The sequence below is a fragment of the Mucilaginibacter sp. UR6-11 genome (assembly GCF_020880695.1).
In the GTDB taxonomy this organism is placed as follows: domain Bacteria; phylum Bacteroidota; class Bacteroidia; order Sphingobacteriales; family Sphingobacteriaceae; genus Mucilaginibacter.
This window is the reverse complement of record NZ_JAJIWO010000010.1, coordinates 136,525-154,550: the sequence shown is the minus strand read 5'-3', so window position 1 is coordinate 154,550 and position 18,026 is coordinate 136,525. Positions and strand designations below refer to the sequence as shown.

The 18,026-nt window shown below is 38.6% G+C and carries 14 protein-coding genes and 1 other RNA gene; 5 read left to right on the top strand and 10 right to left on the bottom strand.

All coding sequences use genetic code 11. The annotated features are described in order from the left end of the window. Positions 1-123 precede the first annotated feature (123 nt). The 9 genes from LJ658_RS19135 to mnmE all read right to left on the bottom strand — a co-directional run bounded on the left by LJ658_RS19135 (position 124) and on the right by mnmE (position 9,136). The gene (locus LJ658_RS19135; RefSeq protein WP_230548160.1) at positions 124-1,152 is read right to left on the bottom strand and encodes a hypothetical protein; all 1,029 of its coding nucleotides are present in this window, start codon (positions 1,150-1,152) and stop codon (positions 124-126) included. Between the two features lie 9 nt (positions 1,153-1,161). Beyond that, positions 1,162-1,377: a KTSC domain-containing protein gene (locus tag LJ658_RS19130; RefSeq protein WP_230548159.1), complete on the bottom strand. Its 216-nt coding sequence runs from the start codon at positions 1,375-1,377 to the stop codon at positions 1,162-1,164. A gap of 5 nt (positions 1,378-1,382) precedes the next feature. Next, a complete protein-coding gene (locus tag LJ658_RS19125) occupies positions 1,383-3,173 on the bottom strand; it encodes an ATP-binding protein (RefSeq protein ID WP_230548158.1) in 1,791 nt (596 codons plus the stop codon). Continuing rightward, positions 3,170-4,345 (bottom strand): SIR2 family protein, encoded by a 1,176-nt coding sequence (locus LJ658_RS19120; protein ID WP_230548157.1) that lies wholly within the window; start codon positions 4,343-4,345, stop codon positions 3,170-3,172. The genes LJ658_RS19125 and LJ658_RS19120 overlap by 4 nt, the downstream gene beginning before the upstream one ends. Positions 4,346-4,581: 236 nt before the next feature. Beyond that, positions 4,582-4,968, bottom strand: coding sequence for a helix-turn-helix transcriptional regulator (locus tag LJ658_RS19115; RefSeq protein WP_230548156.1), 387 nt, complete (start codon positions 4,966-4,968; stop codon positions 4,582-4,584). A gap of 86 nt (positions 4,969-5,054) precedes the next feature. Then, entirely contained in the window at positions 5,055-5,405 is a 351-nt protein-coding gene (locus LJ658_RS19110) for a type II toxin-antitoxin system RelE/ParE family toxin (protein ID WP_230548155.1), read from the bottom strand. A gap of 261 nt (positions 5,406-5,666) precedes the next feature. After that, positions 5,667-6,812 (bottom strand): site-specific integrase, encoded by a 1,146-nt coding sequence (locus LJ658_RS19105; protein ID WP_230548154.1) that lies wholly within the window; start codon positions 6,810-6,812, stop codon positions 5,667-5,669. Then, entirely contained in the window at positions 6,809-7,378 is a 570-nt protein-coding gene (locus LJ658_RS19100) for a helix-turn-helix domain-containing protein (RefSeq protein WP_230548153.1), read from the bottom strand. Before LJ658_RS19100 ends, LJ658_RS19105 begins: the two co-directional genes overlap by 4 nt. A gap of 360 nt (positions 7,379-7,738) precedes the next feature. Further along, the gene (gene mnmE, locus LJ658_RS19095; RefSeq protein ID WP_230548152.1) at positions 7,739-9,136 is read right to left on the bottom strand and encodes a tRNA uridine-5-carboxymethylaminomethyl(34) synthesis GTPase MnmE; all 1,398 of its coding nucleotides are present in this window, start codon (positions 9,134-9,136) and stop codon (positions 7,739-7,741) included. A gap of 36 nt (positions 9,137-9,172) precedes the next feature. Here mnmE and LJ658_RS19090 point away from each other — a divergent pair, with 36 nt between their 5' ends. Beyond that, positions 9,173-10,231, top strand: coding sequence for a nucleoid-associated protein (locus LJ658_RS19090; protein ID WP_230548151.1), 1,059 nt, complete (start codon positions 9,173-9,175; stop codon positions 10,229-10,231). A gap of 75 nt (positions 10,232-10,306) precedes the next feature. Beyond that, an RNA gene (gene rnpB / locus LJ658_RS19085) (RNase P RNA component class A) lies at positions 10,307-10,694 on the top strand. Positions 10,695-10,774: 80 nt separating this feature from the next. Here rnpB and LJ658_RS19080 read toward each other — a convergent pair. After that, positions 10,775-11,809, bottom strand: coding sequence for a 3'-5' exonuclease (locus LJ658_RS19080; RefSeq protein ID WP_230548150.1), 1,035 nt, complete (start codon positions 11,807-11,809; stop codon positions 10,775-10,777). A gap of 125 nt (positions 11,810-11,934) precedes the next feature. Between LJ658_RS19080 and LJ658_RS19075 the strand changes: the two genes are divergently transcribed. The 3 genes from LJ658_RS19075 to LJ658_RS19065 all read left to right on the top strand — a co-directional run bounded on the left by LJ658_RS19075 (position 11,935) and on the right by LJ658_RS19065 (position 17,859). Further along, positions 11,935-13,917, top strand: coding sequence for a DUF3857 domain-containing protein (locus LJ658_RS19075; RefSeq protein WP_230548149.1), 1,983 nt, complete (start codon positions 11,935-11,937; stop codon positions 13,915-13,917). A gap of 73 nt (positions 13,918-13,990) precedes the next feature. After that, positions 13,991-15,955, top strand: a complete 1,965-nt coding sequence (locus tag LJ658_RS19070) for a transglutaminase domain-containing protein (protein ID WP_230548148.1) — start codon at positions 13,991-13,993, stop codon at positions 15,953-15,955. After that, entirely contained in the window at positions 15,952-17,859 is a 1,908-nt protein-coding gene (locus tag LJ658_RS19065) for a DUF3857 domain-containing protein (protein WP_230548147.1), read from the top strand. Before LJ658_RS19070 ends, LJ658_RS19065 begins: the two co-directional genes overlap by 4 nt. The last annotated feature ends 167 nt before the right edge of the window (positions 17,860-18,026 follow it).

Here is an 18,026-nt window from a genome sequence, read left to right as displayed (position 1 = left end):
GTTGGGCAAGCTCCAATATGCCCATCTTGTTTTTGATGATCTTTGCTTGGGTTGTCATAATACTAATCTCTGTTACGTGTTTTAAATTATCGTAACTGTCAGATTAAATTGTGACTATCTCAATTAAATTGAGTTATTAATCTCTCGCTCTATCACTTTGTATTTGTCTTTTATGTCCTCCCCTTGATAATAATTTAATAGGTCCGTTTTCGTCAACGTTCCGTCATTGAGGAATTTTTTTAGATAATGTTGGTTGAATTCCATAAGTAGAATACTCTTTTCTAATTGCTTTAAGATGGATTTATTGTTCTCAATATTAGATTCGACTAGTGTTTTTATAGTGAATATTTCATTAAGGTCTTTAATGACTCTGTTTACAATTATTGCAAGTAAATCTTTATCAAATTCCAGTTTTTGTGAGTTAACGGCTATGTCTCTAGCAAGCATATAAGCAATAGCTAAATTTGAAAAATCACCTTTTTGCGAATTAACAATAACAACAAAACCAATTCCGGGAATGTAGCCGACATTTTCAATTTTTGTTAAAATCGTATGATCTACTATAGAAACATCGAAAACAATCAGACTGATTTTTGAGCCGCGATTGGCTTGTGATTCTATTAGCTGACTCCAAGCCGTATCTGTTCTTTTTGTAAAAATATCTTGCTTGCTGATATCGCCCAAACGAATATTTTTATCAAACTTACACTCAATAACAATTGTTTCATCGTTTTTACCATCTAGCTCGCAGATAATGTCTCCTGTCTTGTTGCCTTTTAATAGCCCTGGAGTATTCCTAACCAATATAGCCCTATCTTTTAGATGCCTTTGATCGAAATATGTATTCAGGTAATCCGCTATCTCTTCCTCAGCTAATATCCCTTTGACTGACGACTTGAAAAACAGCTCCTTTTTCATTTCAAAGATGAGTTTTAAACTTTCCAGCTCTGTTCCTAATTCGTTTGAAGTTTTGGAAAGAAAGGCAGAAATGCGGTCTTCCATTAATGCCAGCACACCAATATAGATAGCGCGAAGCAGTTTTTCCTCGCGCTGATCAGCTGGTTGATTATCGAAATAATTAAATACAACCGCATTTTCTATTTCAAACGATTGAATTTCAAGACGCTCTAATTGTTGATTTAACTTGATCATTATTTAAAGTTACCCTACTTTTTGTTGTCTGTATACTTTATATATATTTTTATTCGCATGACTCCCTAAGGATTCAGCACTCATTAAAGCATCAAATTCGTACTGGGGGACGTCATAATATTCGTAAGCAGAATTGTCTTTTTTAAATTCGATCCTTAGAATAGCATTATCTGCGTCATATCCAATTTGTGAGATATTGGACGAATCAACTGAAATCATTTCCATAATATTTATTTTTTTGTTTTAGTGACTATTTTTTGTTCCCTTATCGATAAAACGACGGATTTATAATCGTCTTTATGACCAATAAAAGTCTTGTGCCATGCGGTAGATAAATCCGGATCATTACTTGAAGGCCTCGGATCTACCAAATTTATCCTTACCCTAGACGGTATATTTATTGCTTCTCCTACAACAATTGCTTCGCCGATCCTTAAAGAAGGCAACAATTCTATTAAGCTGTTCATGTTATTTGGAGCTGAGGACTGAACCGTATTTTTATCGCCGCTGTTCGTCAATCTTAGTGCAATAAATGTCCCAATCTGGGCTAAAATGGTTTCTGATATTTCAGAAGGCCGCTGAGTAACTACCATAGCACCAATTCCAAATTTCCTGCCTTCTTTGAAGATTTTTTCAACTGCTTTCCTTGCATAACCATAAACATTTAAGGTTCTTTCAGATCGCGGTAAATATGAATGCGCTTCCTCATAAACCATTAGCAAAGGCCTGCCCCTACCTGTATATTCATCAAATCTTCCCCAATACATTGAATCATACAAAAATCGGCTTATCAAACCAACAGAAATATCAATCAATTCAAAAGGAATCCCGCTTAAATCTAAGATTGTAAGTCTTTCCTCATTGCCTATCCAGTTCCTTAATAATTCGTCTAGATCATGTTTACTAGTAGCATCTGAATAGTCCGGAGGGTTAAACATAAAACTATAGCGGCTATCCTTTATCCTGGAATATATTTTGCCCACATAAGGGTACATTGTCTGCTTTTTTGACCTGAAAGGCGCTGTATTATTCGAAGAATAGGGTGTGAATTTTGCTGGTCTTAAAGTTGCCGGATCGCCTTCTTCTTCGAGGCATTCATTTGCCGTTGTATGTTCACTATTATGATTATAGGTCGCATTTAATTCTCGATCAAAATCATACCACATCTTTTTAATATCAAATGGAATTGGTGAATCCGCCGTCACGTAATCCTCGTTTACAGCACCGGCTTTTAAAATGGTGCAATTTGCTTTCTTTAACTCCAAAATTTTTTCCCGAAGTTGTTTGTCCTCTGGTTTTTCCTGCCCTTCAGTTCGGCCTACTAAAAAGAAAGATAATTCGTCAAAACTCATCATCCAGTAAGGAACACATAAAGGACTTTCCGGATCATTGATCTTGAACACTTTTGCTTTTTTGTCAAATGCGGAAGGATATTCCCCGTGGGTGTCTACCAACACTATACGCGATCCAGTATTGTCTTCAAGTATTCGTTTAATGATATTGGCCGTGGCGTTAGACTTGCCGCTGCCTGTGGAACCGAGTATGGCGGAATGCCTTAATACTAAATTATGCAAGCTCAAAAAAACAGGTAAATTTTCGGAAGACGCATGTTTGCCAACCTCAATAAATCCGTTTGATTTTACACCATAAATTTGTCGCAGATCATCTTCCGTAACCAAATGAACTTCATCGTTTATTGTAGGAAAAGTGCCAATACCTTTTTCAAACGAATCATTGCCCAGCTTTTCGCCGATGAGTTGCACTTGCAAGAACCGGGAACCGTAGTTAGGTTCATATTCTACATTTTCAATAGAAGCAGGAGTATTGCTCACAGAGGATACTAAACCAAATAGCGTTAAGTTCCCAACAGGAAATTTAACAAAAGTTCCGATTTGGCCTATTTTATATAACCTTCCGTTTATAATCGGCGCTGCGGAAGGTATTTCTTTGCAAATTTCAACTTCAACGCTACCGCTATTGACATTAATGACCCTTCCTAAATATGTTATATCACTATTCATTTCACGTGGCCATCTAATCGATCCTTTAAACCAGACGATAATATTAGAAAATTCACCAGCTCTTTAAAGTCCCCCAGTTTCAATTTGCTATCGGCAGTATTCCAAAACGGATCAATTAATTCTCCAGTTTTATTTAAAGTCCACTTTCCATAAATTCCGGATATTGAAGCCTTAGTTGGACCAATAAGTGTGAAATTCGGGACATTTTTAGCCTGTTTCACTATTGCATCAATTGGATCATCGCTATAGAAAAAAGCAATTATATGTAATCTGTTATTCTGGTTTAGTCCATTGAAAATCAATTCGTTGACATGCTCATCAGAAAATGAATAACCACTTATAATGAAGATTCCTTCACCTGAAATTAGTGACTCCTTCAACCTGTCAAAATAACTGGTAAACGGTTGCTTGCGAGATGATTCATATTTATCACGCGATGGATAAATTACCAATTCGGAATCGGGATATTTGTCTTTCGAACCAGCGCTCAACCTGATAACACGATACGTTTTCTTATCCTCATTAAGTTTCCAAAACCAGCCTAATGAGCCATGCAGCTTCCAAATCCGAATCCAGGAAACCGGCGGTTTATCATATCTTGATTTACTATCTAAAGTTTCATGCGCGAAAAATGGTTCAAAGGACCCTATAAAGCCATCGTAAAATGGAATTAGCAGACTCTCGAAAGATTTTTCGAAAATCATATCATAATTGGTGGTGAATATTTCTTTGACAAAATCTCTTGACATCCAGTTCAACCAACTAATGAATTTTTTAGAAATACTCACTTCCGCAGAGAGTTCTTCAGTGCTGATTATCTGATAAATCGAATCGCATATAGCTTTGTCCAAATTTTTAGCATCTTCCCCTGTAATGCGATCATAAAGTTTGGCTTTTTTGTCATGGGTGATTTGCCTTATTAAACGAATCTGATTCAGTATCGCTTCGATATGTTGCTGGTCTTTATCGAGACTACCTTTTATTGTCAAAAAAAAATCTTTGTGAGGGGCCTTTAAACTGTCTTCGATCTTTTTAGTTAAGGCAGTTATATCTGATATACCCATAGCTTTGGATGTTCCAGCGCCGAATAGAAAACCTAGTCGTTTGGTATAAGAAAGTTGATTTCTAATTTCCGTAAGTTCCCTTAAAGGGTCATGTACATAGTCAGTCATGAAAAAATTATAAGGTTTATCTTCCTAAGATAGCTATTTATTAGAAAAGATTTTAATATTACTATTCGGTAATTGTTCTATTGATTTATTGGGTACTGATCTCGCTTTCCGTTAATGGTAGATAATCCTCATATCATTAACTTTAATCAAGTTGAGTACAGATTAAAGACAATGATTTAAAATGGAAACAAAAAAGGTCAGAAATCTCTGACCTTTTTTGTTTTAAGAATAATAGATTATACTAATTCGAATTCTTCCTGATCTAACTGGACGGATAATTTGACTTTTGCATTCAATGCCTTGAATACTTTTGACACCAATGAAATAGTTGCATTCGTGTAGCCTTTTTCCAACTTGGAAATTTGCGCTTTATTAACTCCAATAAGATCTCCCAGATCCTGCTGGGATAAATTCCTTTTCTTTCTGGTGTCTCGAATAAGTTCCTGAATCATTTCCATTCTCAGTTCCAACTCAAAGAGATCCCGTTCTGTTGTTCCTTCCTTTCCCAGTTGTTCATCTTTGTATTGGTCTAATGATTTCCCTCTTTTTCGATTGTCGGAAAGGTTAACAATCGTACCGTCTGATAATGGCATGTCTTGACCGGTCGATTTTTGTTCTTTCATTTTTGCTATTTTATCTAATATGTTGTACGAATTTACTACAATCTTCCCACCCCGAAGGGCAGGAAGCGTAGTAGGCTACGTGTAATTTACGATTTAATACTGGCGGTTATACTTTTCTTCAACCGCTTTGCTCTCTCAATTTCGTTAGCAGGGGTTTTGTTCCCCTTTTTTTGAAAGCCATTGATGGCGAAAATTGTAGCAATTTCCTTACCATTTTCCTTTAGGATGAAGGCAAACACCCTATACCAACTGTTACTATCCTGGACCCTGAACTCCCATAAGTCATCCGCACCTGCCAGTTTTTTAAAATCATCCTTGGTAATAAATCCCAATTCGACTTTAGTGAACACCTTGATAAATTTTTTTCTTGTTGACTCCTGGAGTCCCTCAAGAAAGGCTTCCGCCTCCTCTGTGATTTCTACCTCATATTTTTTCATTCCCCGTTGTTGTTTGTTTCATACTCTGTTAATTATAATGAACTACAAAGCTACAAAAAAGTTTCCACATATGGAAACTTTTTTGTAAATAAATTACTAAGACATTGTATAGCGCTACGCGTAACTGGGTTCTGGATCGTTTTTCACATGGTGAGGTAAAGCTGGGCTCGAACCAAGAACCAAAAGAATCCCATTCAACAAATAAATTTTTAACGTGTTAAAATGAAAAGGCCGGAATAAACCGGCCTATTGTTTATAGCTTTAAAACGAATTAACCATATTTAACTTACCTATGTTTACCTTTATTTTATTTACAGTTTGATTTTTCTGTCTATCCACTACCTTTGCATAAACCTGCGTTGTTTTAATATGCTTATGACCAAGCATCTTAGAAACAGTATAAAGGTCAGTTCCAAATTCAAGTTGCAGGGTTGCATAAGTATGTCTAAAACAATGGAACGTTATATTCTTTTTAATACCAGCTTTTGCAAGCCACCTTATTAAGAAAACTCTGATCGAAGAGTATTTCAAGTTTTGGAAAACCGCCTCGTGTAGCTTCTTTTTGCTTCCCATTAACTTAACAGCATCGTCAGAAATTGGCATGTATTCAGCAACCAACGTTTTTTGTTGGCAATACTGTAAGTAGTACTTGCCAGGCTGACCTCGTAGCTCAGACCATTTTAAAGCTTTAACATCTGAAAACCTAAGACCTGTTAAAGCAGAAAATATTGCTGCGCGTTTAACTACAGCAGGTTCCATTGGCGTCGATATTAGTATTTGGAGTTCCGTCAATTCCAAACGTTCGCGATGTGTTTCGTTTGCTTTTATAGGCTTGACTAACGAATAGAAATCTTCCGCCAGCAATCCCTTGCTAAACGCTTCTTTTAAAGCGGATCTAAATTTCGCAAAATAGCTAACGGCCGTGTTTCTCGAAATTGGCTTTTCTCTAACGCTGATTCCAGGATTATTCAAAAGATAGGATCTAAAACCCTCACATATTGAGTCATTCAGATCACAAGTTTTAAGATTATTGCTGGTTATAAAATCTTCAAAATACCGAAAAGCCATAGCCATGTTATCGGAATCCGTTTTCTGGCGCTTTGCAGTATACTTTTTAAAGTAATTGATAAAATTACCTCCTCTATTAGATTCAGATAAAAATCCAAACCTGTTACTCTGTACGTCAAGATGTCGTTTGAGCCTAACCCACTCAGCTAACTTAATTGTTTCCTTATTATGTTTCCGCTCAATATTACTATTAGGCTTATTATAAATAAACAGCTTTAGATATTCATATCTCTGAAGCTTATTTTTAGATGAGTTGAATAAGGGTGGTGAATAGTCTAAATAAAGTGACTGGCGGTTCTTTGATAGCGATTTTCTTCTTATAGTTACGTTTGCCATCATATTTGATTAAGTAAAATTGAATCAATATTTTTCTTGGCAACATAGGTGAAACGACCTACCTGAAACTTATCTATATTATTTCTTTTGATTAAATTATATATCGCTGCGTCTGAGATTTTAAACTTCTCGTGTAACTCGCTCATATTATAACAGTCATCCATTACGGGCATTTTGGATACCTGCTTTTTGGGAAGAGGCGCTATAAGAGTCCTCGACTGAAATAACTGCTCGATGTCTCTTTTTAGAATGATCGTTCGACGAACGGAAAGATTGTAGGCGGCGAGTTTACCGGTATTTATTAAATAATAAATAAAGCTGCGCGATACGCCAAGCAGTATTGCAGCTTTTTGAGTATCTAAAAACTCTACACTCTTAAGAGGTTGCATTGCTTGAGCGGACAAAATAATAGGATGTAGGTTTTCCGTTTCAATCTTATCATTTCGCTGTCTTGTAGCATTAAAACGTTTATTACACAGCTTGCCACAAAATCGAGTGACAGTGGTTTTGGCATTGAATATTTGTTTACAATGCACACATTTTCTTTGGATCGTGAAATTTGAACTCATATATTTTAAATTTCCACAATCTAATTATCCATACTAACACTTACTCCAAGAAAATCATCACAACGATATCGGTCGTTGTTTCTCCCTAATTGTAATGTTCTGTGGCGTTTAGTATCGTTTAGTGCTATTTAGTTACCGATAGTTACAACGATTAATAAATACTCTAAAAATGAGGAACAAAAGATGATTTGGGAACCAAAAAAGCAACAAAATTACTTTCTAATAGTAACAAAAAGCAAAAATATACCGATTGGTTTTATTTGTAAACGCCTGATAACATGGTATTTAAGAAATGAAAATGAAGAATTTTACTTTCTGTTTTTATTTCATAAATAATTGATTATCAAGTAGTTGTGTCGACTACTTGCCGATACAGAACTTACTAAATATATTCTCGAGCAAATCGTCTGTCGTTACAGCGCCAGTAATTTCGCCCAGATAATGCAGGGCCTGTTTAATATCCATTGATAAAAAGTCAGAGGTAACTGTGTCTATACCAGCGAGTACCCTGACTAAAGCTTGTTCTGTTTTTTGCAGTGCTTCCAGGTGGCGTATGTTGGTTACCAGGGTTTCATTTCCATCCAGCTGGTTCTTTATAGCCGAATGGTATATCTTTGATTTTAATTCGTCAATATGCGTTTTTTCTTTTGCCGAGATGACATTTGCATTGGCAGGTAAGGCCGCTAATTGTTTCGGGGTGAGCAAGTCTGCTTTATTGGCTACCACCAATAAGGTTATACCCGGCCGCTGCAGGCTTTCGAGGTCAGTATTTAGCTCGGCCAGAGTTATTTGGGCGGCGTCATAAACATATACCAGCAGGGCTGATTGTCTAATCTTTTCCATGGTACGCTCTACCCCTATTTTTTCAATGGCATCGGTAGCCTCACGGATGCCGGCGGTATCTATCAGCCTGAAATTTATGCCATTGATATTTAAAATCTCTTCAATGGTATCGCGTGTGGTACCGGGGATATGACTTACAATGGCCCGTTCCTCATTCAGTAATGCATTTAACAGGGTGGATTTACCGGCATTGGGGCGACCGGCAATAACTGTGTTAACACCTTGTTTTATTACGTTCCCCAACTCAAACGACTGTACCAGCGCGCTGATTACGCGCGCAATTTCATAGATCAGTTTTTTTAGCTGATCGCGGTTAGCAAACTCAACATCCTCCTCGGCAAAGTCCAGTTCCAGTTCAATTAGCGAGGCAAATTGAACTAGCTGTTCGCGCAGGTTCTGCAGTTGATTGCTAAATCCCCCCCTTAGCTGCTGTAAGGCAACCTGCTGTGAGGCTTTTGAATTTGACGCAATCAGATCAGCAACTGCTTCTGCCTGCGAAAGGTCCATCTGCCCGTTCAGAAATGCCCTTAATGTGAATTCGCCGGCTTTTGCAGATCGTGCACCGTTCCTAATCAGCAGCTTTATAATAGATTCGATGATATAATTAGAACCGTGACATGAGATTTCGACCACGTTTTCGCGCGTGTATGATCTCGGGGCGATGAATAAAGAAGCCAATACCTCGTCCAATATCACATCCCCATCAACAATATTACCAAAGTGGATGGTATGCGATTGTTGTTTAGTCAGGTCCCTGCCTTTAAATACGCTGTTAGCTATTTTAATTGCATCCGGGCCCGATAATCGGATAACGCCGATGGCCCCTATACCCGCGGGCGTGGCTAAAGCAACAATGGTTTCTTCGGTATTAGTCATCGAGGGCAAAGGTCGCAAATTACTATCAACAATAGCCATAACCCTAAAGTAAAAAAACTAAATTGCGCCTCAATTATGGTAACCTCTTTTGAAGCTTCGCTAAAAACAATTTCTGTACATCATGTTGGCAATCAGTCATTAAGTGAAATGTATGCCCTGTCTGATCATCCACTTGTTTTAAAAGACGAGCTGATTTCAAGCTTATTAAAACAATATTTTTTAAGCCCGTTTGAGAAATCTGTCGAGGTTTATCACCTGATGCATAGCAGCGGCGACCTGGCCCTGAACGAAATTCACCATTTTGCTTCGCAGATTTTCGAGGATAAGGAGAAGTTTCATGAAGCGTCAGAACAAATAGCCAAATACCTGTATAAGGTAGCTAATCACCCTAAAATAAAATCGGGCGAGTTATATGTAGCTTATTTTAAAGATGTGCAGATTGAGGGTAATTTGCTGGACGCAATTGGCATTTTCAAATCAGAAAACAAAGAGACTTACCTAAAAGTTTATCCCGAAAAAGGTGGTTTCGCGGTTGATTACGAAGAAAACGCCATCAACATCAATAAACTGGATAAAGGCTGCCTAATATTTAATATTGAAAAAGAAAACGGCTATAAAGTAGTGGTAGTTGATAAAGCAAGCAGCGGGCAGGATGCCGCTGTTTACTGGAAAGATGATTTTCTACAGCTCAAGATCCGCAATGATAGTTATAATCAAACCAGCAACGCTCTCGGTATCTACAAGAACTTCGTCACCAATAAAATCGATGAGGAGTTTGATATGAGCAAGACAGATAAGATAGATCTGCTTAACCGCTCCATGAAGTATTTTAAGGAAAAAGAAACCTTTGACATGGATGAGTTTGCCGGCGAGGTTATTGCCAACCCTAAAGCCATAGAGTCATTTAAAACTTTTAAGAACCAATACGAAGACGAGTTTGACACCAAAATTGGCGATACCTTCGAAATCTCAAACAACGCAGTTAAAAAACAAGCCCGCATTTATAAAAGCGTATTGAAACTGGATAAGAACTTCCACATCTATATCCATGGTGATAATAAGTTGATAGAAAAGGGCTTTGATGACGACAAGGCGATGAACTATTATAAAGTATTTTTTAAAGAAGAAGCGTAAGACCAATGTGCATCGTGCTTTAACGCCTACTGACTATAAAGGGTCATAAAAATCAGTTCAAATGCTTACCTTTATAGCGCAAAACGTTCTATCGCTGCTTATAGCCTACGGTTAAAGCGGAGGAAAGTCCGGGCAACACAGAGCATCCTGCTTCCTAACGGGAAGGCGCCGGCAGCCGGCGACAGCAAGTGCCACAGAAAATATACCGCCCTGTTTACAGGGTAAGGGTGAAAACGTGAGGTAAGAGCTCACGGCTTTTCCGGGCGACCGGGATTGCGGTAAACCTCAGGAGTTGAAAAACCAAATAGGTTCCGAAAGTGAAGCGGCTCGCTTCCTGTCCTGAGCAATCAGGGCCGTCGGGATGGGTAGGTTGATTGAACCTGTCAGCAATGGCAGGGCCAGATTAATGATAGAAATTGCCATTCGGCAAAACAGAACCCGGCTTACAGATTTGCTGCTGATTAAAAACGCCTGGCCCCCGGGTCGGGCGTTTTTTTGTTGAATTACTACTTCTCCTGCCATTGCTGACAATGACAAACCTTGCTACAATCCCTTCTTAAACTTATCTGCAAGCAGTTTCAACATATCCTCGTTAACTGGTGCTGCCGGCTCTTCTTTCTTTTTAAATGGTTTATTCTCGTAAGGTTTACTGTATGTTTTTGGCGGATCGGTTTTTTGAAATAGTTCTTTTTGAATATTTGGAGTTGTAATATCCTTTTTGGCTGCATTTTCAGGCCGGGGTTGGGAAGCCTTTTGCTGGCGCTCAGCTTGCCTTTTATCATTCCAGCGCTTATATATTTCTTCCAGCTTACGCTTTGTATATAGCGGAAAATCGCCCTGCATCATCCATGAATAATAGCTGGGCTCCATGTTAAATACGTCTTCTACCCTCTTGCCTTTGTGTTTACCAAAATTAAACACTTCTTCGCCGTTTTCATTAAAGGCCATTCTGCCGGCAAAATCAACCGGGCGGTTTAAATTGGTAAACTTATGCAATCCCTCAACATGATTTACAACAGGTATGCTGCGGTTCCCTTTTTTATCTTCCCACTCCTGGTTTTCATAACGTTCAAGCTGCGCAAGCAATACCTCCATAGTTGCCCGGGTATCTGCTTCGGCCGAATGCGCGTTAATAATATCTTTTTGGCAATAAAACTGGTATGCCGCCTTCAATGTGCGCTGCTCCATTTGGTGGAATATATTCTGCACGTCCACAAAATGGCGGTTATCCAGATCAAATAAAACCCCTACTCTTAAAAACTCCTCCATCAACATCGGGATATCAAATTTATTGGAGTTAAAACCGGCAAGGTCGCTATTATCCATAAACTCGGCAATCAGCGGGGCCAGATCTTTAAAAGTAAGCTCGTCTTTAATATGTTCATCATAAATACCATGTATCAATGACGATTCGATTGGGATGGGCATTTCGGGATTAACACGCCATGTTTTCACCTCTTCGCTCCCATCCGGGTGCAATTTAATCACTGATATCTCAACAATGCGGTCAACACCAATATTAATACCCGTAGCCTCCAGATCAAAGAATGCCAAAGGGCGTTTTAAATTTAATTTCATATTATGGAATCAGTACAATTCAGGTTGCAAAAGTCTTAAAAAAAATCAGCACCGTAAACTATTTGAATATATTTAATATCCGTATTAAATATATTACCTTAACGCCACTAAATTTTTATCATTATATGAAGAAAGCTTTACTATTCCTTTTACTGGTTTCGGGCGTATTTTTAACTGTTAACGCGCAGGATTTTAAAGCCAACAGCACCACCCAAGAGGAACGTGAAATGACTAAATACGCCGGCGATCCATCGGCACACGCTGTTGTTTTAAATGAGCATGGCAGCTCGAAACTGGACATTGTTAATGACGAAGGTGAACGGGTTAGATTAATTTATCAGTATCATGTTAAAATAAAAATACTTGACGAAACTGCCTTTGATAAGGGGACGATAGAAATACCGCTTTATAATAATGATCAAACCAGTGAAAGTATATCTGATGTAACAGGTCAAACCGTTTACAAAGATAATAATGGAATATATAAAACCGAGCAGTTGGAGCCTGCCAAGGTGTATGAAGTACGGGAAAATAAAAACAGGCGCACCACAAAATTTGCCATGCCCGGTTTAAGAAAGGGCTGCATTATTGAATATTCATATATCAAGGTCACCCCTTATTTTGAAGATTTTCAAAGCTGGCAGTTTCAAAGCGACATCCCTAAAATTCATTCCCAATACGAGGCCTACATACCCGGCTTTTGGAACTATAATGTTTCCCTAAGGGGAGCTTTAAAATTAACCACCAATAAATCTGAACTGGAAAAAGAATGTTTTGCAAGTCATGGGGCTAAAAGTGATTGTTCTCATTTAACTTTTGGGATTGACAGTATCCCGGCTTTTATTGAGGAAGATTTTATGACGGCGCCAAAAAACTTTTTATCAGCTGTGTATTTTGAGTTATCTGATTATACAGATCCTTACACCGGTGGTCACACTAAAATCGCGAAGCAATGGGCCGATGTGGATTACCAGCTTAAGCATGATGATAATTTTGGCGGCCAGATAAAAAGAAAAGATCTGCTGAAAGACCGGATACTGCCGGTAATTGCCGGCCTGACAAATGATCTGGATAAAGCTAAGGCAGTGTACACTTATCTGCAGAAAACAATAAAATGGAACGGGTATTATTCATTTACAAGTTACACCGGTTTACGCAAGGCGCTTGATACTCATTCCGGTAATGTCGGCGAGGTTAACCTGTCGCTGGTATCTGCCCTCAATGCCGCCGGGTTAAATACCGAAGTGGTGCTATTATCAACCCGCGAGAATGGGGTGATCAATAAGCTATATCCGGTTATTACGGAGTTTAACTATGTAATAGCTAAAGTAAATATCGACGGCAAAAGTTATTTATTGGATGCTACCGATCCACTGTTAGCATTCGGAATGTTACCCTTGCGTTGTCTTAACGACCAGGGGCGGGTGATAAGCTTAACTAAACCATCTTACTGGACAGATATCACGACCGCGCAAAACGACAACCGGACGTATTTATTGAACCTTACTTTACAGGAAAACGGCAAACTTAAAGGCAGCCTGGTTATACACTCAAAAGGATATGCAGCCTATCAGCTGCGTACGGCCATCAAAAAATTCAATTCTGTTGATGAGTATATAGAAAACCTGGATGATAAATTAACCAAAGTAAAAATACTTAAATCAAACATATACAATTTAGATAGTCTAAACCTTGGGGTATCAGAGAACTATGAAATTGAAATGGACCTTTATGACAACCTTAACCACAGTAAGTTAAGTTTTAATCCTTATTTGTTTGACAGGATAGTAAAAAACCCCTTTAAACTTGATGAGCGGTCTTTCCCGGTTGACTGGGGCATGCCTTCTGAAACCAGGTTTATTTTAAATATGCAGCTCCCGGATGGCTGGGTTATTGAAAACCCACCCCAGCCAGTTTTAATTGGCCTGCCTGATAGCGGGGGTAGTTTTGTAGTGAGTTGTGAACCGGGCAACAACTCGTTTACTTTTTCGCACGTTATCTCATTTAAAAAATCAATATACACTTCAGGCGAATATTCTTACCTGAAAGAGTTATATAACAAAATAATTTTGTCCGAAAAAACCGAGATGGTGTTTGCAAAAAAATAATTGTTGATTGTGGCACTGCTAATTTTATATATCTGTGAAAAAAGTTTAATTTACATCACCTAAATTTTACTATATGAGAAGACTTTTACTTGCAGGTTTATGTTCATTAGCTGTCCTATTTGCCGCTAAAGCGCAGGATACCGCCCAAAATAAGCAAGTGCACATTAACACGGAGATGACCCATTATCCCGGAGATCCCTCTGCCCACGCATTTATGATAGGCGAATATGGAAGCGCCAGTGTACAGTATACCGGCGACGGGGGCATCAGGATGTACTATTATTATCGCACATCGATAAAGATCCTTGACGAAGAAGGATTTAAATTCGGAACCGTAGAAATACCCATTTACGGAGCCGAAACGATATTTGCCCTAAGCGGTTCAACTAATTATAAAGACAATAATGGCAAATGGGTAAGAGAAAAACTGACAGGGGATAAAATTTTTCGCGTACAGGAAAACAAATACCAAAGCACTATTAAATTTGCAATGCCCAGTTTAAAACCGGGTTGCGAAATTGAATATACCTATACCATAACGTCGCCTTACTTTGACAGCTTTCATAGCTGGCGCTTTGAAACTGATTTACCTAAGGTACATTCAGAGTTCCAGTCGCGCATACCCGTTTTTTTAACCTATAACATTTCGATAAGGGGGGCATTAAATCCAACTAAAAGTGTTTCAAGTGTTTTGCCTAAATATTTTCCGCTGGGCGACAAACGTTATGACTGCAGGTTTACAGGTGTATCAATGGACAATATTCCGGCATTTGTGCGGGAAGATTATATGACAGCCCCAAAAAACTTTACATCGGCTTTATATTTTGACCTGGCCGAGTTTATTAATCCTAATACCGACGGCGTGCATAAGGTAGCCGACCAATGGAGCGACATTGATAAACGGCTTAAAAATGACGACTATTTTGCCGATCAGCTAAAACCAAGATCCTATTTAAAAGACAGGATTGCAGCCGCCATTGCCGGTAAAACAACTGATTTGGATAAAGCCCGGGCTGTTTACGTCTATCTTCAAAAAAACATGAAGTGGAATGAAGCCCCGGCAACAGGCAGCGCCGATATACGCAAGGCGCTGGATAAGCATGTGGGCAGTGCCGGTGATATTAACCTTGCCCTGGTTGCGGCTTTAAAGGCGGCGGGTGTTAATGCAGACGCTGTATTAATTTCTACCCGTGATCATGGGGTGCTTAATAAAGTCTATCCTGTAATAACAGATTTTAACTATGTGATAGCTAAAGCCGATATCGGCGATAAAACCTATTTATTGGATGCGACGGACCCTCAGCTTGGTTTTGGCATGTTGCCTTTACGTTGCCTTAATGACCAGGGGCGTGTTTTTAGTTTAGATAAACCATCTTACTGGATAGATATTAACCCGTCACAAAATGAAAACACTACCTATACCCTTAATCTTACGCTGCAGGATAACGGGAAGCTAAAGGGTACGTTTACCAATTATTTTAAAGGGTATGCCGCCTACAGCATGCGCAAGGTTATTAAAAAATTCAACACCGTTGATGAGTATGTAGAAAATCTTGACCAGGTATTAACCCATGTTAAAATCATCAAATCAAACATATCAAATTTGGATAGCCTGAATTTACCTTTGTCTGAAACTTACGAGGTAGAAATTGATGGTTTGGAAAACTCAAATGATAACCGGTTTGCTTTTAGCCCTTACCTGTTTAATAAAATAACTACCAACCCTTTTAAACTGGCCGATCGTATTTACCCGGTTGACTGGGGGATGCCGTCTGAAACCAAATACATCCTGCAAGTACAATTGCCCGAGAAATATACGGTTGAAAATCCACCCGAAGACATTGCTGTGAGTTTACCGGACGAGGGCGGAAACTTTGTAACCAGGTATATCCCGGGCGAAAAATCATTTACTTTTTCGCATGTAATGTCGTTAAAAAAATCAGTTTATAAGTCTGAAGAATATGCATCACTGAAAGAGCTTTACAATAAAATAATTTTGGCAGAGAAAACCGAAATGGTGTTCAGGAAAAAAATATGAGATCATTATTTATAACTTTAATACTACTGATGATAACGGGTGGTGCAACCATAGCCCAGGAAGCTTACGACGCCAGTTTGATCCCTAAAAATCTGCTACCCTACGCCAGTGCCGTGGTACGCAATAGCGAAGAAACCGTTGAAGTAAAGGCTTTGGACAACGTTGTTACCACTGTTAAAAAGGCAATCACCGTTCTTAATAAAAATGGAAATGACCTGGCACACATCGCCATCTGGCATAATAAAAACATCAGCATAAAATCTGTTAAGGGCGTTGTTTACGATGCCTATGGTAAAAAGATCAGCAAATTTTCTGAAAAGGACTTTGCCGATGTTAGCGCCGCCAATAATTTCTCGTTATTTGAAGATTCGAGGATTGAGCATTATATCCCCTCTGTTACTGATTACCCGTATACCATAGCCTATGAGTATGAAACCAGGTCAAAACAATCGCTCGATTTTCAGGATTGGCGGCCCAACCGGTATAACAACATGGCGATTGAAAAAAGCTCATTTACGTTTATTTGTAAACCGGACTTTAATATCCGCTATAAAGAATCAAATCTGCCCGAAAAATCAGTTATCGCAAATGCAGGTTCAACAAAAACATATACCTGGCACCTCGATAACGTTAAAGCAGTAAAAGAAGAACCTTACAGTCCAAATCCATACAGCTATACCAGCTCTGTTAAAATAGCGCCCGAAAAATTTAGCTACGAGGGCATAAACGGATCATTCACGAACTGGAGAGATTTGGGTAAATGGGAGTATGACAATCTATTGGTAAACCGCGATCAATTGCCTGAGCAAACGGTAGCCTATGTTAAAATGCTTACAAAAGACATTACCGATCCGAAAGAAAAGGCCCGCAAGATTTACGGGTACATGCAGCAAAAAACGCACTATATCAGTGTTCAGGTAGGTATTGGTGGCTTCCAGCCTTTTAAAGCTGCTGAGGTTGATAAATTAAGCTATGGCGATTGTAAAGCGCTGGTTAATTATACGCAGGCCCTGCTTAAAGTGGCAAATATAGACTCATACTATTGCATTGTGGAAGCCGGCGGTAATAAGGTAAGCATGCTGGATGACTTTGCCAGTATGGACCAGGGCAATCACGTTATTTTATGCCTGCCATTTAAAAATGACACCACCTGGCTTGAGTGTACCAATCAAAAAATACCTTTTGGCTTTTTAGGCGATTTTACGGATGACCGTGTTGTGTTGGCCTGCACCCCAAACGGAGGTATTTTATTGCATACGCCAAAGTACAGCACGCAAACTAACATTCAAAGCCGTAAAGCTAACTTTCTGATAACTGAGGCAGGTGTTTTATCAGGCGAAATGGAAACCGTTTTTAAGGGCGTACAATACAATAACAGGGAATCATTAATCAACAGTTCGGAAACCGAGCAGATCAAAGAATTGAATAATGTTTATCCTATAAACAACCTGGATATTGAAAAATTTAATTTTAAACAGGATAAAAGCATACAACCTGCAACTACCGAATATTTGAAATTAACTGCCCGCGATTATGCATCAAACAATGCTAATAAAATATATTTCCTGATCAATGCTGCAAACCGTAATACCCGGATACCTAAAGAAATACGCAACCGGCAAACCGATTTTTACATTAATGAAGGCTATACTGATGAGGACAATATAACCTATACTATTCCTAAAGGCTACCATTTAGAGAAAATTCCGCTTAATGTTAATATCACTAATCCGTTTGGCAGCTACGTAGCTAAAATGGAATTAAGGGATGATAAATTATCTTATAACCGCAAATTGCAACTGGTAGATGGTACCTATGGTAAAGATAGCTATCAGAACTTTGTGGACTTTTATGAAAAGGTAGTAAATGCCGACAATTATAGCGTAACGCTGGTTAAAAATTGATTAACTAAAAATCCAGATACCTAAAATTATCCCAAGCACCATTATTACATACAGCAGTATTTCGGTACCCGCAAATTTTTTGTATTTAGTCCAGAAGGAATAGTCTTGCTTTGACATATTACAAAAATATGAATTATATTTAGCTATAGACTATAAATGACGGGGAG